The organism is Pseudomonas sp. GD04158 (assembly GCF_029834875.1).
GTDB classification, from domain to species: domain Bacteria; phylum Pseudomonadota; class Gammaproteobacteria; order Pseudomonadales; family Pseudomonadaceae; genus Aquipseudomonas; species Aquipseudomonas hydrolytica.
The window spans coordinates 19,894-39,833 of record NZ_JAODYT010000017.1; the positions used below are offsets into that span (position 1 = coordinate 19,894).

At 64.5% G+C, this 19,940-nt stretch carries 17 protein-coding genes; 10 read left to right on the forward strand and 7 right to left on the reverse strand.

Translation table 11 applies throughout. The features are described from left to right. Nucleotides 1-12 precede the first annotated feature (12 nt). Entirely contained in the window at nucleotides 13-1,323 is a 1,311-nt protein-coding gene (hisD, locus tag N7333_RS09260) for a histidinol dehydrogenase (RefSeq protein ID WP_003242916.1), read from the forward strand. A 130-nt stretch (nucleotides 1,324-1,453) separates the two neighbouring features. Next, entirely contained in the window at nucleotides 1,454-2,506 is a 1,053-nt protein-coding gene (gene hisC, locus N7333_RS09265) for a histidinol-phosphate transaminase (RefSeq protein ID WP_129482908.1), read from the forward strand. Between the two features lie 67 nt (nucleotides 2,507-2,573). Here the strand turns inward: hisC and N7333_RS09270 are convergent, their stop codons facing one another. The 3 genes from N7333_RS09270 to algW all read right to left on the reverse strand — a co-directional run bounded on the left by N7333_RS09270 (nucleotide 2,574) and on the right by algW (nucleotide 6,614). Further along, entirely contained in the window at nucleotides 2,574-3,293 is a 720-nt protein-coding gene (locus tag N7333_RS09270) for a DUF4198 domain-containing protein (protein WP_129482909.1), read from the reverse strand. Between the two features lie 13 nt (nucleotides 3,294-3,306). After that, nucleotides 3,307-5,367, reverse strand: a complete 2,061-nt coding sequence (locus tag N7333_RS09275) for a TonB-dependent siderophore receptor (RefSeq protein ID WP_252576770.1) — start codon at nucleotides 5,365-5,367, stop codon at nucleotides 3,307-3,309. 104 nt (nucleotides 5,368-5,471) lie between these two features. Then, nucleotides 5,472-6,614, reverse strand: a complete 1,143-nt coding sequence (algW, locus tag N7333_RS09280; protein ID WP_011921011.1) for a Do family serine endopeptidase AlgW — start codon at nucleotides 6,612-6,614, stop codon at nucleotides 5,472-5,474. A gap of 111 nt (nucleotides 6,615-6,725) precedes the next feature. Here algW and N7333_RS09285 point away from each other — a divergent pair, with 111 nt between their 5' ends. The 3 genes from N7333_RS09285 (at nucleotide 6,726) to cysN (ending at nucleotide 10,442) form a co-directional block, all read left to right on the forward strand. Then, on the forward strand, nucleotides 6,726-7,484 hold the full coding sequence (locus tag N7333_RS09285; RefSeq protein WP_003242926.1) for a Nif3-like dinuclear metal center hexameric protein: 759 nt from the start codon (nucleotides 6,726-6,728) through the stop codon (nucleotides 7,482-7,484). Nucleotides 7,485-7,616: 132 nt separating this feature from the next. Then, nucleotides 7,617-8,534 carry a sulfate adenylyltransferase subunit CysD gene (gene cysD / locus N7333_RS09290; protein WP_003242927.1) on the forward strand — a complete coding sequence of 306 codons (918 nt, stop codon included), beginning with the start codon at nucleotides 7,617-7,619 and terminating at the stop codon, nucleotides 8,532-8,534. 12 nt (nucleotides 8,535-8,546) lie between these two features. Beyond that, nucleotides 8,547-10,442 carry a sulfate adenylyltransferase subunit CysN gene (cysN, locus tag N7333_RS09295; protein ID WP_129482911.1) on the forward strand — a complete coding sequence of 632 codons (1,896 nt, stop codon included), beginning with the start codon at nucleotides 8,547-8,549 and terminating at the stop codon, nucleotides 10,440-10,442. Nucleotides 10,443-10,571: 129 nt separating this feature from the next. Here cysN and N7333_RS09300 read toward each other — a convergent pair whose 3' ends face one another. Continuing rightward, entirely contained in the window at nucleotides 10,572-11,003 is a 432-nt protein-coding gene (locus N7333_RS09300) for a DUF1043 family protein (RefSeq protein WP_003242931.1), read from the reverse strand. Between the two features lie 131 nt (nucleotides 11,004-11,134). On the opposite strand from N7333_RS09300, the gene N7333_RS09305 reads away from it, so the two are divergent. The 3 genes from N7333_RS09305 to zapE all read left to right on the forward strand — a co-directional run bounded on the left by N7333_RS09305 (nucleotide 11,135) and on the right by zapE (nucleotide 14,438). Then, nucleotides 11,135-11,764, forward strand: a complete 630-nt coding sequence (locus N7333_RS09305; RefSeq protein ID WP_129482912.1) for an alpha/beta fold hydrolase — start codon at nucleotides 11,135-11,137, stop codon at nucleotides 11,762-11,764. 134 nt (nucleotides 11,765-11,898) lie between these two features. Next, entirely contained in the window at nucleotides 11,899-13,245 is a 1,347-nt protein-coding gene (locus N7333_RS09310) for a tryptophan--tRNA ligase (RefSeq protein ID WP_003242934.1), read from the forward strand. A 98-nt stretch (nucleotides 13,246-13,343) separates the two neighbouring features. Then, nucleotides 13,344-14,438 carry a cell division protein ZapE gene (gene zapE, locus N7333_RS09315; protein ID WP_129482913.1) on the forward strand — a complete coding sequence of 365 codons (1,095 nt, stop codon included), beginning with the start codon at nucleotides 13,344-13,346 and terminating at the stop codon, nucleotides 14,436-14,438. 166 nt (nucleotides 14,439-14,604) lie between these two features. Here the strand turns inward: zapE and N7333_RS09320 are convergent, their stop codons facing one another. Next, on the reverse strand, nucleotides 14,605-15,567 hold the full coding sequence (locus tag N7333_RS09320; protein WP_129482914.1) for a hypothetical protein: 963 nt from the start codon (nucleotides 15,565-15,567) through the stop codon (nucleotides 14,605-14,607). 128 nt (nucleotides 15,568-15,695) lie between these two features. Then, the gene (locus N7333_RS09325) at nucleotides 15,696-16,601 is read right to left on the reverse strand and encodes a GlxA family transcriptional regulator (RefSeq protein WP_177491163.1); all 906 of its coding nucleotides are present in this window, start codon (nucleotides 16,599-16,601) and stop codon (nucleotides 15,696-15,698) included. Between the two features lie 244 nt (nucleotides 16,602-16,845). Here N7333_RS09325 and N7333_RS09330 point away from each other — a divergent pair, with 244 nt between their 5' ends. Then, nucleotides 16,846-17,985 (forward strand): acyl-CoA dehydrogenase family protein, encoded by a 1,140-nt coding sequence (locus tag N7333_RS09330; protein ID WP_129482915.1) that lies wholly within the window; start codon nucleotides 16,846-16,848, stop codon nucleotides 17,983-17,985. 71 nt (nucleotides 17,986-18,056) lie between these two features. Next, nucleotides 18,057-18,770 carry a deoxyribonuclease V gene (nfi, locus tag N7333_RS09335; protein WP_129482916.1) on the forward strand — a complete coding sequence of 238 codons (714 nt, stop codon included), beginning with the start codon at nucleotides 18,057-18,059 and terminating at the stop codon, nucleotides 18,768-18,770. Here nfi and N7333_RS09340 read toward each other — a convergent pair. Next, nucleotides 18,767-19,804 (reverse strand): NADP(H)-dependent aldo-keto reductase, encoded by a 1,038-nt coding sequence (locus N7333_RS09340; protein WP_129482917.1) that lies wholly within the window; start codon nucleotides 19,802-19,804, stop codon nucleotides 18,767-18,769. The two genes, nfi and N7333_RS09340, sit on opposite strands and share 4 nt — an antisense overlap. Between the last annotated feature and the right edge of the window lie 136 nt (nucleotides 19,805-19,940).

The following is a 19,940-nucleotide window of genomic DNA, read 5'->3' on the forward strand; positions in this document are numbered from 1 at the left end:
CGAGGCTTTGCCATGACCGCTCCCATTGCCGTTCGTCGACTCAACGCCGCTGACCAGGACTTCGCCCGACACCTGGATCATCTGCTGAGCTGGGAAAGCGTCTCCGACGATGGCGTCAATCAGCGTGTGCTGGAAATCATCCAGGCCGTGCGCGAGCGTGGCGATGCCGCGCTGGTCGAATACACCCAGCGTTTCGATGGCCTGGAGGTCGCCTCCATGGCCGACCTGATCCTGCCGCGCGAGCGTCTGGAACTGGCCCTCGAACGTATTTCCCCCGCACAGCGCCAGGCGCTGGAAGTCGCCGCCGAGCGCGTGCGCAGCTACCACGAGAAGCAGAAGCAGGATTCCTGGCGCTACAGCGAGGCCGACGGCACCGTGCTGGGGCAGAAGGTCACGCCGCTGGATCGCGCCGGTCTGTACGTGCCGGGCGGCAAGGCTTCCTATCCATCCTCGGTATTGATGAACGCCATCCCGGCCAAGGTCGCCGGCGTGCCCGAGGTGGTCATGGTGGTGCCGACCCCGCGCGGCGAGATCAACGAGATCGTCCTGGCTGCCGCCGCCATCGCCGGCGTCGACCGCGTGTTCACCATCGGTGGGGCCCAGGCCGTGGCGGCGCTGGCCTATGGCACCGAGAGCGTGCCGCCGGTGGACAAGATCGTCGGCCCAGGCAACATCTACGTGGCCACCGCCAAGCGCCACGTGTTCGGCAAGGTGGGCATCGACATGATTGCTGGGCCTTCTGAAATTCTGGTGGTGTGCGATGGCCAGACCGATCCGGACTGGATCGCCATGGACCTGTTCTCCCAGGCCGAGCACGACGAGGACGCCCAGTCGATCCTGGTCAGCCCGGACGCTGCCTTCCTCGACCGCGTTGCCGCAAGTATCGCCAACCTGCTGCCGACCATGGAGCGTGCCGAGATCATCCGCACCTCGCTGGAAGGCCGTGGTGCGCTGATTCAGGTGGCCGACATGGCCCAGGCCATCGAGGTGGCCAACCGCATCGCCCCCGAGCACCTGGAGCTGTCGGTGGCCGATCCGGAAGCCTGGCTGCCCGAGATCCGTCACGCCGGCGCGATCTTCATGGGTCGCTACACCGCGGAGGCCTTGGGCGACTACGTGGCCGGCCCCAATCACGTGCTGCCGACTTCCGGCACCGCGCGCTTTTCCTCGCCGCTGGGGGTGTACGACTTCCAGAAGCGCTCGTCGATCATCTTCTGCTCGCCGGACGGTGCATCGGAGCTGGGCAAGAGCGCCTCGGTGCTGGCCCGTGGCGAGTCGCTGACCGCGCACGCTCGCAGCGCCGAGTACCGCATCAAGCCCTGAGGGTAGGGTGCGCCGCGCGCACCTTGTGAATGTTTTGGTGCGCACGGCGCACCCTACGGGATCACGCTTCGCAGGTTGCACGAAGCGATATCCATCGCCCATGCAACGCATTTCGAGGAGAGAAGGGCAGATGAGCAAGTTCTGGAGCCCCTTCGTCAAGGACCTGGTGCCCTATGTGCCGGGTGAGCAGCCCAAGCTGAGCAAGCTGGTCAAGCTCAATACCAACGAGAACCCCTACGGCCCGTCGCCCAAGGCCATCGCGGCGATGCAGGCCGAGCTGAACGACGACCTGCGCCTGTACCCGGACCCCAACGGCGACCGGCTGAAACAGGCCGTGGCCGACTACTACGGCGTGAGCACGGCGCAGGTGTTCGTCGGCAACGGCTCCGACGAGGTGCTGGCGCACGCCTTCCATGGCCTGTTCCAGCATGACAAGCCGCTGCTGTTCCCGGATGTCACCTACAGCTTCTACCCGGTCTACTGCGGCCTGTATGGCATCGAGTTCGAGGCGCTGGCGCTGGACGAAAATTTCCAGATCCGTGTCGAGGACTATGCCCGGCCCAATGGCGGCATCATCTTCCCCAATCCCAACGCGCCGACCGGCTGCCTGCTGCCACTCGAGGCCGTCGAGCGTCTGCTGCAGGACAGCCCGGATTCGGTGGTGCTGGTGGATGAAGCCTATATCGACTTCGGCGGCCAGAGCGCCATCGCCCTGGTCGACAAGTACCCGAATCTGCTGGTCACCCAGACCCTGTCCAAGTCGCGTTCGCTGGCCGGTCTGCGCGTCGGTATCGCGGTTGGTCACCCGGACCTGATCGAGGCGCTGGAGCGGATCAAGAACAGCTTCAACTCCTATCCGCTCGATCGCATGGCCATCGCCGGCGCAGCGGCGGCGTTCGCCGATCGCGAGTATTTCGAGCAGACCTGCAAGCAGGTGATCGCCAGTCGCGAGGCGGTGGTCGCCGGGCTGCAGGGGCTGGGTTTCGAGGTGTTGCCGTCGGCCGCCAACTTCGTCTTCGCTCGTCACCCGGGCAAGGATGCCGCCACCCTGGCGGCCGGTCTGCGCGAGCAGGGCGTGATCGTGCGCCACTTCAAGCAGCCGCGCATCGCCCAGTTCCTGCGTATCACCATCGGCACGCCGGAGCAGAACCAGGCCCTGCTGGATGCCCTGCAAGGTCTTTGATCCAGGCGGGCTGAAAAAAGCCGGTGGCGCGTCAGCGTCACCGGCTTTTTTCATGGCACCGAGGGGCTTATTCGTGGTGCGGCTGGCCAAGGAAGGTCAGCGAGGTGAACAGACCACGGCTCTCGATATTCGGGTCGTTTTCCACCGGTACGTAGACCGAGGCGCTGATGATGTTCAGCGCCTCGTTGCGCACCGTGACCTGGGCACGGCCCTCGGCATCGGTTACCGCGCTGACCTGGTGCGGCGCGCCACGATAGTCACCGACCAGCTCGACGCCTGCCATCGGCTTGCCGTCCACCAGCACGCGCACTGGCAGCGGCTTGCCCGGGCCGACCTTGAGCGGGTCGGTTTCCGGCACTATGACCATCTTCAGCGGCTCCAGCGCAGGCAGCTTGGCGTCTTCGGCGTAGATCGCCAGGCTGTACTTGTAGGTGTGCAGCGACTGGGTCGAGTTCGGCACCTGGCTGCGGCCCTGGTTGATCCACTGGCCGTCCGGGGTCTTCGACCAGGCGCCGTTGTCCAGTGCCACGCCGAGTACGGCGGGTTTCTTCAAGGGTTGCAGGCGGGCATGGTCGGCCAGGCGCTCGACGGTCACCGGAATCATCTTGCCGGCGGTGTCATAGGCCCAGGAGCCGCTGATCTTCTCCGGCTTGAAGGCGTCGTCCTCGGCGCCATGGCCGTAGACCACTTCGATGTTGCCGCGACGCTCTTCGGTCCACAGGCCGTGGGCGAGGGCGCCGCTGCTGGCGAACAGGCCGGCGAGCAGCAGGCAGGCGGGAATGCGCATGAATATCTCCAATTCACAGGTTGAGGGTCAGGTTGACGCTGAGGTTGCGGGGATCGCCGGGCATTACCCAGACGCTGTTGAACGAGCGCTCGTAGTACTTGCGATCGAACAGGTTGTTGAGGTTCAGGCCCAGGCTCAGGTCCTTGGTGGCCTGCCAGCGGGCCAGCAGATCGACCGTGGTGTAGGCCGGCAGCTCGAAGTTGCTGCCGGTCTGCCCGGAACGGTCGCCGACGTAGTTGACTGCGGCGCCGAATTCCGAGCCCTGCAGCGAGCCGCCCTGGAACTGGTAGACGCCCATCAGGCTGGCGCTGTTGCGGGCGATGCCGAGCAGATCGCTACCCTCGGGGATACTGTTGTCCTTGGTCACCTCGGCGTCGATGTAGGCATAGGCGCCGATCACCCGTAGGGCATCGGTGAGCTGGCCGCTGACCTGCAGATCCAGGCCCTGGCTGCGGGCCTTGCCGGCGGCGATGCTGTCGCCGGGATTGTTCGGGTCGGCGGTCAGCACGTTTTCCTTCTCGATATGGAACAGCGCCACGGTGGCGCCGAGGCGGCTGTCGAACAGGTCGAGTTTCAGGCCGGTCTCGTAGCCGAGGCCCTTCTCCGGCTTGAACACCTGCCCCTGGGCACCGATGGTGTTGGGCTTGAACGACATCGAGGCGTTGGCGAACACGCCGACTTCCGGCGTCAGCTGGTAGAGCACGCCGGCACGCGGGGTGGCGACCTCCTTGGTCTGCTCGTTGCTGACCCGCGTGCTGCGGTTGCGCGCGGTCTGCTCGAAACGCTCCAGACGCACGCCGAGCAGGCCGCTCCAGCGTTCGCTGAAGGTGATCTGGTCCTGCAGGTTGAGGGCGTAGCTTTCCGTGTGTTCGTGGAAGTCGTTGGGATTGACCAGGGGCGGCTTGGGCTGGCCATAGATCGGGTTGTAGATGTTCTGGCCGTAGCCCAGACCGGTGACGCTCTGCGGGTACTTCTGGCTGTTGCGGTAGTTCTCGTACTCCAGGCCCAGCAGCGTCTGGTGCTGCCAGCCGGCCAGCTCGAACTGGCCGTGCAGCTCGGCCTGGGTGATGCTGTCGTTCCACTCGAAGCTGCGCTCGCGGTAGAAGCGCGTGACCTGGTCGCCGATCAGTCGCGACGGCTCGGAGCTGTTGCCGTCCAGGGTGCCCTGGCTGTAATGGCTGGCCAGGCGCAGCTTCCAGGCATCGCTGAGAAAGTGTTCCAGGCTCACCTGCAGTAGCTGGTTGTCGTTGCGGATCTCGCCGTCGTTGGGTTCGCCGAGGAAGGTCGAACGCTTGACGGCCCCCATCTTGCCGTCAACGGCGGGAATGCCGCGGTCGAACACCGAATCGGTGCGCGAGAACTCGCTGTCGATCATCAGCAGGGTGTCCGGCGACAGCTGCCAGCTCAGGCTCGGGTTGACGATCTGCCGCTGATTGCCGACGTGATCGCGGAAGCTGCCGTTGTCCTCCACCGCCAGGTTGACGCGCGAGAGCAGCGTGCCCTCGTCGTTCAGCGGGGTATTGACGTCGAGGCTGCTGCGGTAGCGATCCCAGCGTCCGGCGCTGGCCTTGAACTGGGTGAAGGCTTCCTGTTGCGGGCGCTTGGTGACGATGTTGACCAGCCCGCCCGGATCGCCACGGCCGTACAGGGCGGCTGCCGGGCCCTTGAGCACTTCCAGGCGCTCGATGGCCGAGGCGTCCGGTGAGCTGTAGCTGCCGCGGTTGATGGCGAAGCCGTTGCGGTACAGCTCGCCGGTGGTGAAGCCGCGCACGCTGTAGTTGAGGAAGGCCAGGCCGCCGAAGTTGTTCTGTCGAGACACGCCGCCGGCGAAGTCCAGGGCTCGGTCGATACGGCTGCTGCCGAGGTCTTCTAGCACCTGAGCCGGCACCACGCTGATGGCCTGGGGAATCTCGTTGATCGGCGTGTCGGTGCGGGTGGCGCTGGCCGAACGCGTGGCGCGATAGCCCTGTACCGGGCCGTCGGCCAGCTCCGGGCTGGCGCTGATGATGCTGTCTTCCAGCTGTGCGGGGGATTCTCCAGCCAGAGCGCAAGGCACTAGCAGGCTGGCGAGCAGGGCGGGAACGGCGCGCAAGGGGGAACTCCAGTCGATGACATTTGATGTAATAACATAACATTAAATGTTATCGAGAAAAGTTCCCAGGTGAAAAATAGAACCTGTCAGTTGCCGTTGATGGGAGGGCGGATGCCGACTTCTGCGGTCAGGGTGAGCGACTTGCCGTTGCGCATCACCTCGATGCGGATCTTGTCGCCCGGCTTGGTGCGCGCCACCTGATTCATCGAGCGGCGGCCGTCGCTGGCCGGTTCGCCATCGATGCTGAGGATCAGGTCGCCGGGCTGCAGTCCGGCCTTCTGCGCCGGGCCGTCACGATAGACGCCGGCGACGACGATGCCGGGGCGTCCTTCCAGGCCGAAGGATTCCGCCAGTTCGGGCGTCAGCGGCTGTACCTCGACGCCCAGATAGCCGCGGATCACCTGGCCGTGCTCGATGATCGCGCGCATCACCTCCAGTGCCAGCTTGACCGGAATGGCGAAGCCGATGCCCTGCGAGCCACCCGACTTGGAGAAGATCGCGGTGTTGATGCCCACCAGGTTGCCGTGGGCGTCCACCAGCGCGCCGCCCGAGTTGCCCGGGTTGATCGCCGCGTCGGTCTGGATGAAGTCCTCGTAGGTGTTGAGGCCCAGCTGGTTGCGGCCGGTGGCGCTGATGATGCCCATGGTCACCGTCTGGCCGACGCCGAAGGGGTTGCCGATGGCCAGGGTGACATCGCCGATGCGGATGCTGTCGGAGCGCCCCAGGGTGATCGCCGGCAGATCGGGCAGGTCGATCTTCAGTACCGCCAGGTCGGTTTCCGGGTCGTTGCCGATCACTCGGGCCAGGGTTTCACGGCCGTCCTTGAGGGCCACGATGATCTGGTCGGCGCCGCTGACCACATGATTGTTGGTCAGCAGATAGCCTTCCTTGCTCATCAGCACTGCCGAGCCCAGGCTCGATTCCATGCGCTGCTGGCGTGGCAGGTTGTCGCCGAAGAAGCGGCGGAAGGTGGGGTCTTCGAACAGCGGATGCGCCGGTTTGCTCACCAGCTTGGTGGTGTACAGGTTGGCTACTGCCGGTGAGGCGGTATCCACGGCTTCGGCATAGGACACCGGGCCCTCCTGCAGGCGGCTGTACAGCGGCGCCTGCACCAGTTGCACGTCCTGGCTTGGCAGACCTACCCATTGCGGGTAGCGCTGGATCAGCAGCAGCGCGAGCAGCACGCCGACCAGCAGGGGCCATCCGAGAAAACGCAGGGCCTGGGGCATCGAGAGCATCCTGAGGGTTGCGAGGGCCAAAGGCGGCCCTTTAAGGTGGCGCATTATAGTGAGGAGCTCGCCAATTAGGCAGCGGCTCGCAACAGCTTGTGAGGATCTTTCATGGCCATTGCCCTGTCTACCCTGGTTGGCGAAGCCGACCAGCTGCTCAACGCGTCACGCATCAGCGATTACTGCCCCAATGGCCTGCAGGTCGAGGGGCGGCCGCAGGTGCTGCGCATCGTCAGCGGCGTCACCGCCAGCCAGGCGCTGATCGAGGCGGCGATCGAGGCCGAAGCCGACGTGTTGCTGGTGCATCACGGCTACTTCTGGAAGGGCGAGAACCCCTGCGTCACCGGCATGAAGCAGCGTCGTCTGAAAGCGCTGCTGGCCCATGACATCAGCCTGCTGGCCTATCACCTGCCACTGGACGTGCACCCCGAGGTGGGCAACAACGTGCAACTGGCGCGTCAGCTCGGCATCGTCGTCGAAGGCCCGCTGGAGCCGGACAATCCGCGCACGGTAGGCCTCGTGGGTTCTTTGGAGGAGCCGATGAGCGCCGTCGATTTCGCCCGTCACGTGCAGCAGGTGCTGGGGCGCGAGCCGCTGTTGGTCGAAGGCGAAGGCCTGATCCGCCGGGTCGGCTGGTGTACGGGGGGCGGGCAGGGCTATATCGATCAGGCGATCGCCGCCGGTGTCGATCTATACCTGACCGGTGAAGCCTCCGAGCAGACCTTCCACAGCGCGCGCGAGAATGGCGTGAGCTTCATTGCCGCCGGCCATCACGCCACCGAGCGCTACGGCGTGCAGGCGCTGGGCGATTATCTGGCGCGGCGTTTCGCCCTGGAACACCTGTTCATCGACTGCCCGAATCCGGTCTGATTCGGACTTTCGTGCAGCTATAACGCTAGATCTTTTCGGTCTAACCGGCGCCCTGAGTATAAGCAGATGCTGTGGTAGAGTGCGCGCTCGTCCACGGCCCGCCGGCCCCATTACAGCAAACCGTGAGTAGCCATGCTCGATAAACTGACCCACCTGAAGCAGCTGGAGGCGGAGAGTATCCACATCATTCGTGAAGTGGCCGCCGAATTCGACAACCCGGTGATGCTCTATTCCATCGGTAAGGACTCCGCCGTGATGCTGCATCTGGCACGCAAGGCGTTCTTCCCTGGCAAGCTGCCGTTCCCGGTGCTGCACGTCGATACCCGCTGGAAGTTCCAGGAAATGTACCGCTTCCGCGAAAAGATGGTCAGCGAGATGGGCCTGGAGCTGATCACCCACATCAACCCCGATGGTGTGGCGCAGGACATGAATCCCTTCACCTACGGCAGTGCCAAGCACACCGACGTGATGAAGACCGAAGGCCTCAAGCAGGCGCTGGACAAGTACGGCTTCGACGCCGCCTTCGGTGGCGCGCGCCGCGACGAGGAGAAATCCCGCGCCAAGGAGCGTGTGTACTCCTTCCGCGACAGCAAGCACCGCTGGGACCCGAAGAACCAGCGCCCCGAGCTGTGGAACGTGTACAACGGCAAGGTCAAGAAGGGCGAGTCGATCCGCGTCTTCCCGCTGTCGAACTGGACCGAGCTGGACATCTGGCAATACATCTACCTGGAGCAGATCCCGATCGTGCCGCTGTACTTCGCCGCCGAGCGCGAAGTCGTGGAGCTCAACGGCACGCTGGTGATGATCGATGACGAGCGCATCCTCAACTACCTGACACCCGAGCAGAAGGCCAGCATCCACAAGAAGATGGTGCGCTTCCGTACCCTGGGCTGCTACCCGCTGACCGGCGCGGTGGAGTCCACCGCGGCGACCCTGCCGGACATCATCCAGGAAATGCTCCTGACCAAGACCAGCGAACGCCAGGGCCGGGTCATCGACCACGACGCCGCCGGTTCGATGGAAGAAAAGAAACGCCAGGGCTACTTCTAAGGATTCCTCATCATGAGTCACCAGTCTGATCTGATCAGCGAGGACATCCTCGCCTACCTGGCCCAGCACGAACGCAAGGAGCTGCTGCGCTTCCTCACCTGCGGCAACGTCGACGACGGCAAGAGCACCCTGATCGGGCGCCTGCTGCACGACTCCAAAATGATCTATGAGGACCATCTGGAGGCCATCAGCCGCGACTCGAAGAAGGTCGGCACCACCGGCGACGACATCGACCTGGCGCTGCTGGTCGACGGCCTGCAGGCCGAGCGCGAGCAGGGCATCACCATCGACGTGGCCTACCGCTACTTCAGCACCGCCAAGCGCAAGTTCATCATCGCCGACACTCCCGGCCATGAGCAGTACACCCGCAACATGGCCACCGGCGCGTCCACCTGCGACCTGGCGATCATCCTGATCGACGCCCGTTACGGCGTGCAGACCCAGACCAAGCGCCACAGCTTCATCGCCTCCCTGCTGGGCATCAAGCATATCGTCGTCGCGGTCAACAAGATGGACCTCAAGGGCTTCGACCAGGCTGTGTTCGAGCAGATCAAGGCCGATTACCTGAAGTTCGCCGAAGGCATCGCGCTCAAGCCGAGCACGCTGCACTTCGTGCCGATGTCGGCGCTCAAGGGCGATAACGTGGTCAACAAGTCCGAGCGCTCGCCCTGGTACGACGGCCAGTCGCTGATGGAAATCCTCGAGACCGTGGAAGTGGCGGGCGATCGCAACTTCGACGACCTGCGCTTCCCGGTGCAGTACGTCAACCGTCCCAACCTGAACTTCCGCGGCTTCGCCGGCACCCTGGCCAGCGGCATCGTGCGCAAGGGCGACGAAGTGATGGCGCTGCCGTCGGGCAAGACCAGCCGGGTCAAGTCCATCGTCACCTTCGAGGGCGAGCTGGAGCACGCCGGTCCGGGCCAGGCCATCACCCTGACCCTGGAAGACGAGATCGACGTGTCGCGCGGCGACATGCTGGTGCATGCCGACAATCGTCCGCAGGTCACCGACAGCTTCGAGGCCATGCTGGTGTGGATGGGCGAAGAGCCGATGCTGCCGGGCAAGAAATACGACATCAAGCGTGCCACCAGCTATGTGCCGGGCTCGATCCCCAGCATCGTTCACCGCGTCGACGTGAACACCCTGGAGCAGGGCGCGGCCAGCGAGCTGAAGCTCAACGAGATCGGCCGGGTCAAGGTCGCCCTGGATGCGCCGATTGCCCTGGATGGTTACGAGTACAACCGCACCACCGGTGCCTTTATCGTCATCGACCGCCTGACCAACGGCACCGTCGGCGCCGGCATGATCATCGCCGACCCGGTGGCGCAGGGTGGCGGCCAGCACGGTCGTCTGGCCCACGTATCGACCGAGGAGCGCGCCGCGCGCTTCGGCCAGCAGCCGGCCACCGTGCTGTTCAGCGGCCTGTCCGGCGCCGGCAAGAGCACCCTGGCCTATGCCGTGGAACGCAAGCTGTTCGACATGGGCCGTGCGGTATACGTGCTCGACGGGCAGAACCTGCGTCATGACCTGAACAAGGGCCTGCCGCAGGACCGCGCCGGCCGCGCCGAGAACTGGCGCCGCGCCGCGCATGTGGCGCGTCAGTTCAACGAGGCCGGGATGATCGCCCTGGCCGCCTTCGTCGCCCCGGATGCCGAAGGTCGCGAGCAGGCCAAGGTGCTGATCGGCGGCGAACGCCTGGTTACCGTGTACGTGCAGGCCTCGCCGCAGGTTTGCCGTGAACGCGACCCGCAGGGCCTGTACGCCGCCGGTGGCGACAACATCCCGGGCGAGGGCTTCCCCTACGACGTGCCGCTGGATGCCGATCTGGTGATCGACACCCAGACGCAGTCGGTCGAGGAGGGCGTCAAGGCAGTACTGGATCTGCTGCGTATCCGCGGCGCGATCTGACGCTCTTGCGCTGAACGAAAAGCCCCGCCCTCGTGCGGGGCTTTTTCATTCCTGGCAGCGGCCGTAGGGGCGAACTTTGCCCAACAAAAAGCCCCGCAATGGCGGGGCTCGGTGTTTCTGGCTGACGGGTTACTTCTTCAGACCGTAGCTCTCGTCCAGCATGCCGGGGCCGTCGCTCTTGGGCGCATAGTCCTTGGGCATCTCATAGTTCTTCGGCGGGGTCAGGCGCTCGCGCTTCTCGCCGGCTTCGGTGCTGTTGAGCGTGGCCAGCAGGCGCTGACGGGTCAGCTCGTCCAGAGCCAGGCGGTTGGCGCCGTCGGACAGATGCTCCTGCACGTCCTGGTAGCTCTGGGTGAGTTTCTTCACCAGGCTGGCGGTGGTGTTGAAGTGGGTCACCACTTCGTTCTGGTAGGCCTCGAAGCGAGCCTGCATTTCATCCATCTGCCGCTGGGTACGGCCCGGTGCGGCATTGGGGGCCAGGCGGGCGAGCAGAAAGCCCACGGCGATGCCGACCACCAGGGTCAGGGCGGGTATCAACCAGGCTGCAAGTGTCTGTTCCACGAGTCCTTCCTCTCAAAACGGCTTTGCTTTACGTTAGCGGCTCGAGCCTGTGCTGTATACGGTCATGCCGCTTTGCCGCACAGGCAGTTTGCTAGACGAGTCGACCCGGTACGGGGTCACGGAGTTCAGTGTTGCTCAGTCGCGAAACCCCCCTTTCCATCGCCGGCCCGGTGGGGCAGCTCGAAGCCCTTTTGCTCGAAGTGCCCGAAGCCCGTGGCGTAGCCCTGATATGCCACCCCAACCCGGTGCAGGGCGGCACCATGCTCAACAAGGTGGTGTCCACCCTGCAGCGCACCGCGCGCGACTGCGGCTATCACACATTGCGTTTCAATTACCGCGGCGTTGGTGCCAGTGCCGGGGCTCACGACATGGGCACGGGCGAGGTGGATGACGCCGAAGCCGTGGCGGCGTGGCTGCAGGACAAGTATCCGCATTTGCCGATTACCCTGCTGGGCTTTTCCTTCGGAGGCTTCGTCGCCGCTGCGCTGGGGGCACGCCTGGAGGTGCGCGGCCAGGTGCCGAGCAAGCTGTTTATGGTGGCACCGGCAGTGCACCGGCTGACGGCCGACACGCCGCCTGCAAGCCAGTGCCCGCTGGTGCTGATCCAGCCCGATGCCGATGAAGTGGTCGAACCGCAGGCGGTCTACGACTGGTCGGCTCACCTCGGACGTGCCCATGAGCTGCTGAAAGTGGCAGAATGCGGCCACTTCTTTCATGGCAAGCTGACCGATCTGAAGGACCTCCTTCTGCCGCGTCTGTGAGCTTGGCGTAGGGTGCGCCGTGCGCACCACAAAGCTGGTGCGCACGGCGCACCCTACGATCAATCTGGCATTCAAGGCGTCCCGCGGCCTCGGCTCGCGCGATCAGCGAATAGTTCAAGCAAAGCGAATCTGACATGACCACCCGTATCCTTACCGGTATCACCACCACCGGCACGCCGCACCTGGGCAACTACGCCGGCGCCATTCGCCCGGCCATCGCGGCCAGCCGCGACCCGCAGATGGACTCGTTCTATTTCCTCGCCGACTATCACGCGCTGATCAAGTGCGACGACCCGGCGCGCATCCAGCGCTCGCGTCTGGAAATCGCCGCGACCTGGCTGGCCCTGGGCCTGGACACCGACAAGGCGACCTTCTACCGCCAGTCCGACATTCCCGAGATTCCCGAACTGTGCTGGCTGCTGACCTGTGTCGCCGGCAAGGGCCTGCTCAACCGCGCCCACGCCTACAAGGCCTCGGTAGACAAGAACCTTGAGCAGGGCGAGGACCCGGATGCCGGCGTGACCATGGGCCTGTTCAGCTACCCGGTGCTGATGGCGGCGGACATCCTGATGTTCAACGCGCAGAAGGTGCCGGTCGGTCGTGATCAGATCCAGCATGTGGAAATGGCTCGCGACATCGGCCAGCGTTTCAACCACCTGTTTGGCAAGGGCAAGGACCTGTTCGTGCTGCCCGAGGTGGTGATCGAGGAAGAGGTGGCCACGCTGCCGGGACTCGATGGACGCAAGATGAGCAAGAGCTACGACAACACCATCCCGCTGTTCGGCAGCGCCAAGCAGCTCAAGGACGCCGTGGCGCGCATCGTCACCGACTCCAGGCTGCCGGGTGAACCCAAGGACGCCGAAGGTTCGCACCTGTTCACCCTGTACCAGGCTTTCGCCACTCCGGCGCAGCAGGCCGAGTTCCGTGCCGAGCTGGAAGGCGGGCTGGCCTGGGGCGAGGCGAAGAACCGCCTGTATCAGTTGCTCGAAGACACCCTGGGCGAGGCACGCGAGCGCTACAACGCGCTGATCGCCCGGCCGGCCGATCTGGAGGACATCCTCCTCGCCGGCGCTGCCAAGGCGCGCAAGATCGCCACGCCTTTCCTCGGTGAGCTGCGCGAGGCGGTGGGCCTGCGCTCGTTCCGCGAGCAGGTGCAGGTGGCTACCGGCGAGAAGAAGAAAGCCAGCAAGAGTGCACGCTTCGTCAGCTTCCGCGACGACGACGGCAGCTTCCGCTTCCGCCTGCTGGACGCCGATGGTGAGCAACTGCTGCTGTCGAAATCCTTCGCCGATGGCAAGTCGGCCGGCATGATCAACAAGCGCCTGCAATCCGGCGAGCCGCTGGATGTGCGTGCCGAAGGCCTGGCGTTCTCGGTGTGGATCGATGGCGAGAACGTGGCCAGCAGCCCCGAATTCGCCGATGGTCAGGCGCTGGAAGCGGCCATAACCCGTCTGCGTGAGGCGCTGGCGCCGCAGGAGTGAAGTAGCCCGGATGCAATCCGGGCTACGGCCATGATTGCCAACCAACGGGGGCGTCGCTAAAGTGACGCCCCCGTTTTTACTTGCCCGGCTAACGAATCATGACCCCCTTAGAGCGTTATCAGGCCGATCTCAAACGGCCCGACTTCTTCCATGATGCGGCCCAGGAAAACGCCGTTCGTCACCTGCAGCGTCTGTACGACGACCTGATCGCGCGCGATCAGGGCAAGTCCGGCCTGATGAGCAAGCTGTTCGGCAAGAAACCGCAAGGGCCGGTCAAGGGGCTGTACTTCTGGGGCGGCGTAGGGCGCGGCAAGACCTACCTGGTCGATACCTTCTTCGATGCGCTGCCGTTCGAGCAGAAGATGCGCACCCACTTCCACCGCTTCATGAAGCGTGTGCATGAGGAGATGAAGACCCTCAAGGGTGAGAAGAACCCGTTGACCATCATCGGCAAGCGCTTCGCCGACGAGGCGCGGGTGATCTGCTTCGACGAGTTCTTCGTCAGCGACATTACCGACGCCATGATCCTGGCCACCCTGCTCGAAGAACTGTTCAAGAACGGCGTATCGCTGGTGGCCACCTCCAACATCGTGCCGGACGGCCTGTACAAGGACGGCCTGCAGCGTGCGCGCTTCCTGCCGGCCATCGCCCTGCTCAAGGAGCACACCGACATCGTCAATGTCGACAGCGGTGTGGACTATCGTCTGCGGGCGCTGGAGCAGGCCGAGCTGTTCCACTTCCCGCTGGATGCCGAGGCCGATGCCAGCCTGATGAAGAGCTTCCGCAGCCTGCTGCCGGACTGCACGCACATGGTCGAGAACGAGGCGCTGATGATCGAGAACCGCGCCATCAACGCCGTGCGGGTCTGCGAAGACGTGGCCTGGTTCGAGTTCCGCGAGCTGTGCGATGGCCCACGCAGCCAGAACGACTACATCGAGCTGGGCAAGATCTTCCATGCGGTGATCCTGGCCAATGTCGAACAGATGGGCGTGGCCAAGGAAGACATGGCGCGGCGCTTCATCAACCTGGTGGACGAGTTCTACGACCGCAACGTCAAGCTGATCATCTCCGCCGAGGTGGAGCTCAAGGACCTGTATACCGGTGGCCGCCTGAGCTTCGAATTCCAGCGCACCCTGAGCCGCCTGCTGGAAATGCAGTCGCACGAGTTCCTCTCGCGCCCGCACCGGCCCTGACAACTGCCGAACCACGAAAAAGGCGACCCGAGAGGTCGCCTTTTTTGTGTCCTGGGTGGTGCGTGCTTCACCTAGGGTGCGCCGCACGCACCAAAAGCCCCTTATCAAGGCCCTACGTCGGCGCCTGTTTGTTGGTGCGCACGGCGCACCCTACGCCGGTCACCGTTCAATTCTTCGCCAGCTTCTGCCGATACTGCGCCAGCATCTTCTGCGCGTGCGCCACTTCCAGGGCCTCCATGGCATTGATCGGCTTGATCGCTGCGGCGCGCTCGAGGTGGGTGATCACCTTGTCCTCCTGATCGTCGCCGTACACGTAGGTCAGGGCGTTGGCGTACTCGTAATGGCCGATGGGCAGGTCGTCGCGGGCCTGGAAGCTGCGCTGGAAGTACTTCTCCATGTTGTCGGCGCTGACCCCGTAGGTCATCTTGCCCACCAGCTTGCCCACCTTGCGGATCACTCCCGCTTCATAACCACCATACAGCGCCAGGGCGAACGGCTGCTGCGGCTGCTTGGCCAGCAGAGCCTTGAGCTCGTTGGGAATCTGCGTGGTATAGCCGCGCTTGAGTACCACCGGCACCGACAGTTCCTCGCCCAGGCGCGCCTTGGCGTAGACGCGGCCGAACTGCGCGACGGTATCGGCTTGCACCAGTTCGCCGGCTTCGTCGGTATAGGCAATCACTTCTTCCAGCAGGCGATGCTTCTCGGCCTGGTCCGGTACCAGGAACATGGCGTAGATGACCTGGGCGAACATGGCCGGGACCTGGCCGCCGACGCCGAGCGCCAGACCCTGTTCCTTGGCCTGGGCGAAATCGCCGCGGAACATCAGGCGCCAGACGTCCTGCAGTTTCTGGGCATAGATATCGGCCTCTTCCGGCTGGCCGGTAAAGCCGGTGCCGGCTGCCACGGTCTTCTCCAGCGCCTGCGGATGGCGGGTGGCCATGTTCACCACCCAGTCGGCGTCGGGGAAGGGATAGTCGCCGAAGCCGCGGGTCAGCTGCGGCCAGGCCTGACGCAGCTTGTCGCCGCTGTAGTCGTAGGCGCTCTGGTCGAGCGGGAAGGGTTTCCAGTTGTCGGCCGCGGCAGCGCTGAGGCTGCAGGTGGCAAGCAGGGCAATCAGTAGACGGCGCATGGCGATGAACCTGTTGTTGTTATGGTCGCCTCCCGATCATAGGGCGCTCAGGGGATGCGCCAACCTAACCAAGGGTGGGCTGGCGCTTTGCCGGCTGGCGGCGGATGCCGTCGTGCGGCGTGACGCGCTCAGCCCGGGTTGTCCTTGTGCTGAAACTGGCGGCGGTACTGGTTGGGCGACAGCTCGGTGTGCTGGCGGAACAGGCGGGCGAAGAAACTGGCGTCGTCGTAGCCGACCTCGTAGCTGATGGTCTTGATGCTCTTGCGGGTGGAGGAGAGCAGGCTCTTGGCGGTTTCGATGCGCAGGCGCTGCAGGTAGTGCAGCGGCTTGTCGCCCGTGGCGCCCTGGAAGCGGCGCATGAAGTTGCGGATGCTCATGCCGTGTTCACGGGCCACGTCCTCGAAGCGGAACTTGTCGGCGTAGTGCTCCTCCAGCCACTGCTGGATCTGCAGCACGGTGACGTCCTGATGCAGTTTCTGCCCGCCGAAACCGATGCGTCCGGGTGTGTAGCTGCGCTGCACCTCGTAGAGGATGTCGCGGGCCACGCCCTGGGCCACGCTGGCGCCGCAGTAGCGTTCGATCAGGTAGATGTAGAGGTCGCAGGCCGAGGTGACGCCGCCGGCGCAATACAGGTTGTCGGCATCGGACAGGTGCTTGTCCTGGTTGAGCAGCACCTTGGGGAAGCGCTGGGCGAATTCGCCGAAGAAGCGCCAGTAGGTGGTCGCTTCCTTGCCGTCGAGCAGGCCGGCCTCGGCCATCCAGAACACCCCGCTGGCTTCGCCGCAGATCGCCGTACCGGCCGCATGCTGGCGTCTGAGCCAGTCCAGCACCTGCGGGTAGCGGCGGCTGAGTGCATCGAAATCGTCCCAGAAGGCCGGCAGGATGATCACGTCGCAGGCTTCCAGGCTCCCATCCACGGGAACCTGCACCTTGCTGAAGCTGTTCACCGGCTGGCCATCCGGGCTGACCAGGCGAATCTCGAAGGGCGGCTCATGGCCAAGCCCCTGCTGCTTGGCGTAACGGATGCCGGCCATGTGGAAGAAGTCCTTGGCCTGCATCAGAGTGGAGGCGAACACGCCGTCGGTGGCGAGAATGCTGACGCGATGCAGAGCCGCACGCGGCGGGGAGATCACCATGATTGTTCTTCTTTTTAAAGGCTAAGTGGTCATGCTGCGGCTGGATCGTCTTATTTTTTGGCGCATGTGTCCAGTGTGACCAAGCGTTTGCTTGGCTAAAGTCGAGGCCACTTTTCACGCAGTGACAGATGCAGGTGAGGCCATGATCCCCAGAACGATATTCAGCTCCGACCATGAACTGTTTCGCGACAGCGTGCGCAAGTTTCTCGAACAGCAAGCCGTGCCCTTCCATGCGCAGTGGGAGAAGGATGGCCATGTCGATCGCGCGCTGTGGAACAAGGCAGGCGAGGCTGGCCTGCTCTGTTCGCACATTCCCGAGGAGTACGGCGGCATGGCCGCCGATTTCCTCTACAGCACCGTGGTGATCGAGGAGATCGGTCGCCTGGGGCTGACCGGCATCGGTTTCTCGCTGCACTCGGACATCGTCGCGCCCTACATCCTGCATTACGGTAGCGAGGCACAGAAGCAGCATTACCTGCCCAAGCTGGTGAGCGGCGAGATGGTCACCGCCATCGCCATGACCGAGCCGGGCGCCGGCTCCGACCTGCAGGGCGTGAAGACCACCGCGGTGCTCGATGGCGACGAATACGTGATCAATGGCTCGAAGACCTTCATTACCAACGGCTGGCTGGCCGATCTGGTGATCGTCGTGGCCAAGACCGACCCCAAGGCCGGTGCCAAGGGCACCAGCCTGTTCCTGGTGGAGGCCAACACCCCAGGTTTCTCCAAGGGCAAGCGCCTGGAGAAGGTCGGCATGAAGGCCCAGGACACCTCCGAGCTGTTCTTCCAGGACGTGCGCGTACCCAAGGAAAACCTGCTGGGCCAGGCGGGCATGGGCTTCGCCTACCTGATGCAGGAGCTGCCGCAGGAACGTCTGACCGTCGGCGTCGGCGCACTGGCCTCGGCCGAGGCGGCGCTGCAGTGGACGCTGGACTACACCCGCGAGCGCAAGGCATTCGGCAAGGTCGTGGCGGACTTCCAGAACACCCGCTTCAAGCTCGCCGAGATGGCCACCGAAATCCAGGTTGGGCGGGTATTCATCGACCGCTGCCTGGAGCTGCACCTGCAGGGCAAACTCGACGTGCCGACTGCGGCGATGCTCAAGTACTGGACCACCGATCTGCAGTGCAAGGTGCTCGACGAATGCGTGCAGCTGCACGGCGGCTACGGCTTCATGTGGGAGTATCCGATCGCACGCGCCTGGGCCGACGCGCGGGTGCAGCGCATCTATGCCGGAACCAACGAGATCATGAAGGAGATCATTTCCCGCTCGTTGGTGTGATCGGGAGCGCCCCGCGGGGCGAACTCGGACGTTGCCCCGCGGCTCCAAGGCAGAAATGTCTGGAGAACTTCATGAGCCGATTGAGCGATCTGGCCGCGTCCCCGTTCCCGGATTGGGACGGCAGCCCGGCGGCTGCCCGTGAGCTGCAGACGCACCTGGCCAGGCGAGTGCGCCTGGAGGACGACTACCCGCCGCTGCGGCGCCTGGCGGGCGTGGACGTTGGGTTCGAGGAGGGCGGCAGCATCACCCGGGCGGCCGCGGTCCTGCTCGATGCCGATACGCTGCAGCCGCTGGCCGAATGCGTGGTCCGCATTCCCACCAGCATGCCCTACGTACCTGGGCTGCTGTCCTTTCGCGAATTGCCGGCCCTGCTGCAGGCATTGGCCGGCTTGCCGCAGGAGCCGGATCTGATCTTCGTCGACGGGCACGGTATCGCCCACCCGCGCGGCTTGGGCATCGCCGCGCACCTGGGGGTGGTCAGCGGCTTTGCAACCATTGGCGTGGCCAAGAAGATCCTGACCGGGCATCACGCCGAGCTGGCCGAGACGCGTGGAGCGCGGGTCGAGCTGCTGAGCAGGAGAGGCGAGCAGATCGGCTGGGTGCTGCGCAGCAAGGATCGCGTGCGGCCGCTGATCGTTTCGCCGGGCAATCGGGTCAGTCTAGAGCGGGCGCCCGAGCTGGTGATGGCGTGCGTCAGGCGTCACCGCCTGCCTGAACCGACCCGGCTGGCCGATCGCCTGGCATCGCGACGCGATACCAGGAGCGATCAGTCCTCTCTTTTTTAGGGCGCGGGGTTGGGCTGTGCCTTGTGAATCGCCTCGATGCCGGCGAGCACTTCCTCGGACAGCTTCAGCTCGGCGCTGGCCAGGTTGCTGTCCAGTTGCTCCAGGCTGGTGGCGCCGATGATGTTGCTGGTCACGAAGGGCTGCGCGGTGACGAAAGCCAGCGCCATCTGCGCCGGATCCAGGCCATGCTCGCGGGCCAGGGCGACGTAGCGCGAACAGGCTGCTTCGGCCTGCGGGTTGGTGTAGCGGGCGAAGCGGCTGAACAGGCTGATGCGTGCACCGGCCGGGCGTGCACCGCCCTCGTATTTACCGCTGAGCATGCCGAATGCCAGCGGTGAATAGGCCAGCAGGCCGCACTGTTCGCGAATCGCCACCTCTGCCAGGCCCACCTCGAAGCTGCGGTTGAGCAGGTTGTAGGGGTTCTGGATCGATACTGCGCGTGGCCAGCCGCGGCTCTCGGCCAGTTGCAGGAACTTCATGGTGCCCCACGGCGTTTCGTTGGACAGGCCGATGTGGCGAATCTTGCCTGCCTTGACCTGCTCGTCCAGCACTTCCAGGGTTTCTTCCAGTGGCGTGAAGTCCGCGTCGCGATGCTGGTAGCCAAGCTGGCCGAAGAAATTGGTCGGGCGTTCCGGCCAGTGCAGCTGGTACAGATCGATCCAGTCAGTCTGCAGGCGCTTGAGGCTGGCATCCAGTGCGGCGACGATGTGCTCGCGGTTGAATTTGAGCTGGCCGTCGCGGATGTGGCTGATGCCGTTGCCGGGGCCTGCGATCTTGCTCGCCAGAATCCAGTCGGCGCGGTCGCCATGCCGCTTGAAGTAGCTGCCGATGATCTGCTCGGTCCTGCTGTAGGTTTCGGCGCGCGGCGGCACCGGATACATCTCGGCGGTGTCGATGAAGTTGATGCCGCTGGCCTTGGCCCGTTCGATCTGGGCGTGGCCTTCGCTCTCGCTGTTTTGCTCGCCCCAGGTCATGGTGCCCAGGCACAGTGCGCTGACATCGAGATCGGTTCGGCCTAGCTTGCGGTATTCCATGGAGCACTCCCTTGGCAAAAGAGTCATACAAGCAGGTTGAAATTTTTTTCGCAATCAGGATAATCCGGCACCTCTTTCTGCGGTGGAAGTGATGCGCCGCCTGCCGAAGAATCTTGCCGTATTGTGGACGCGCTGA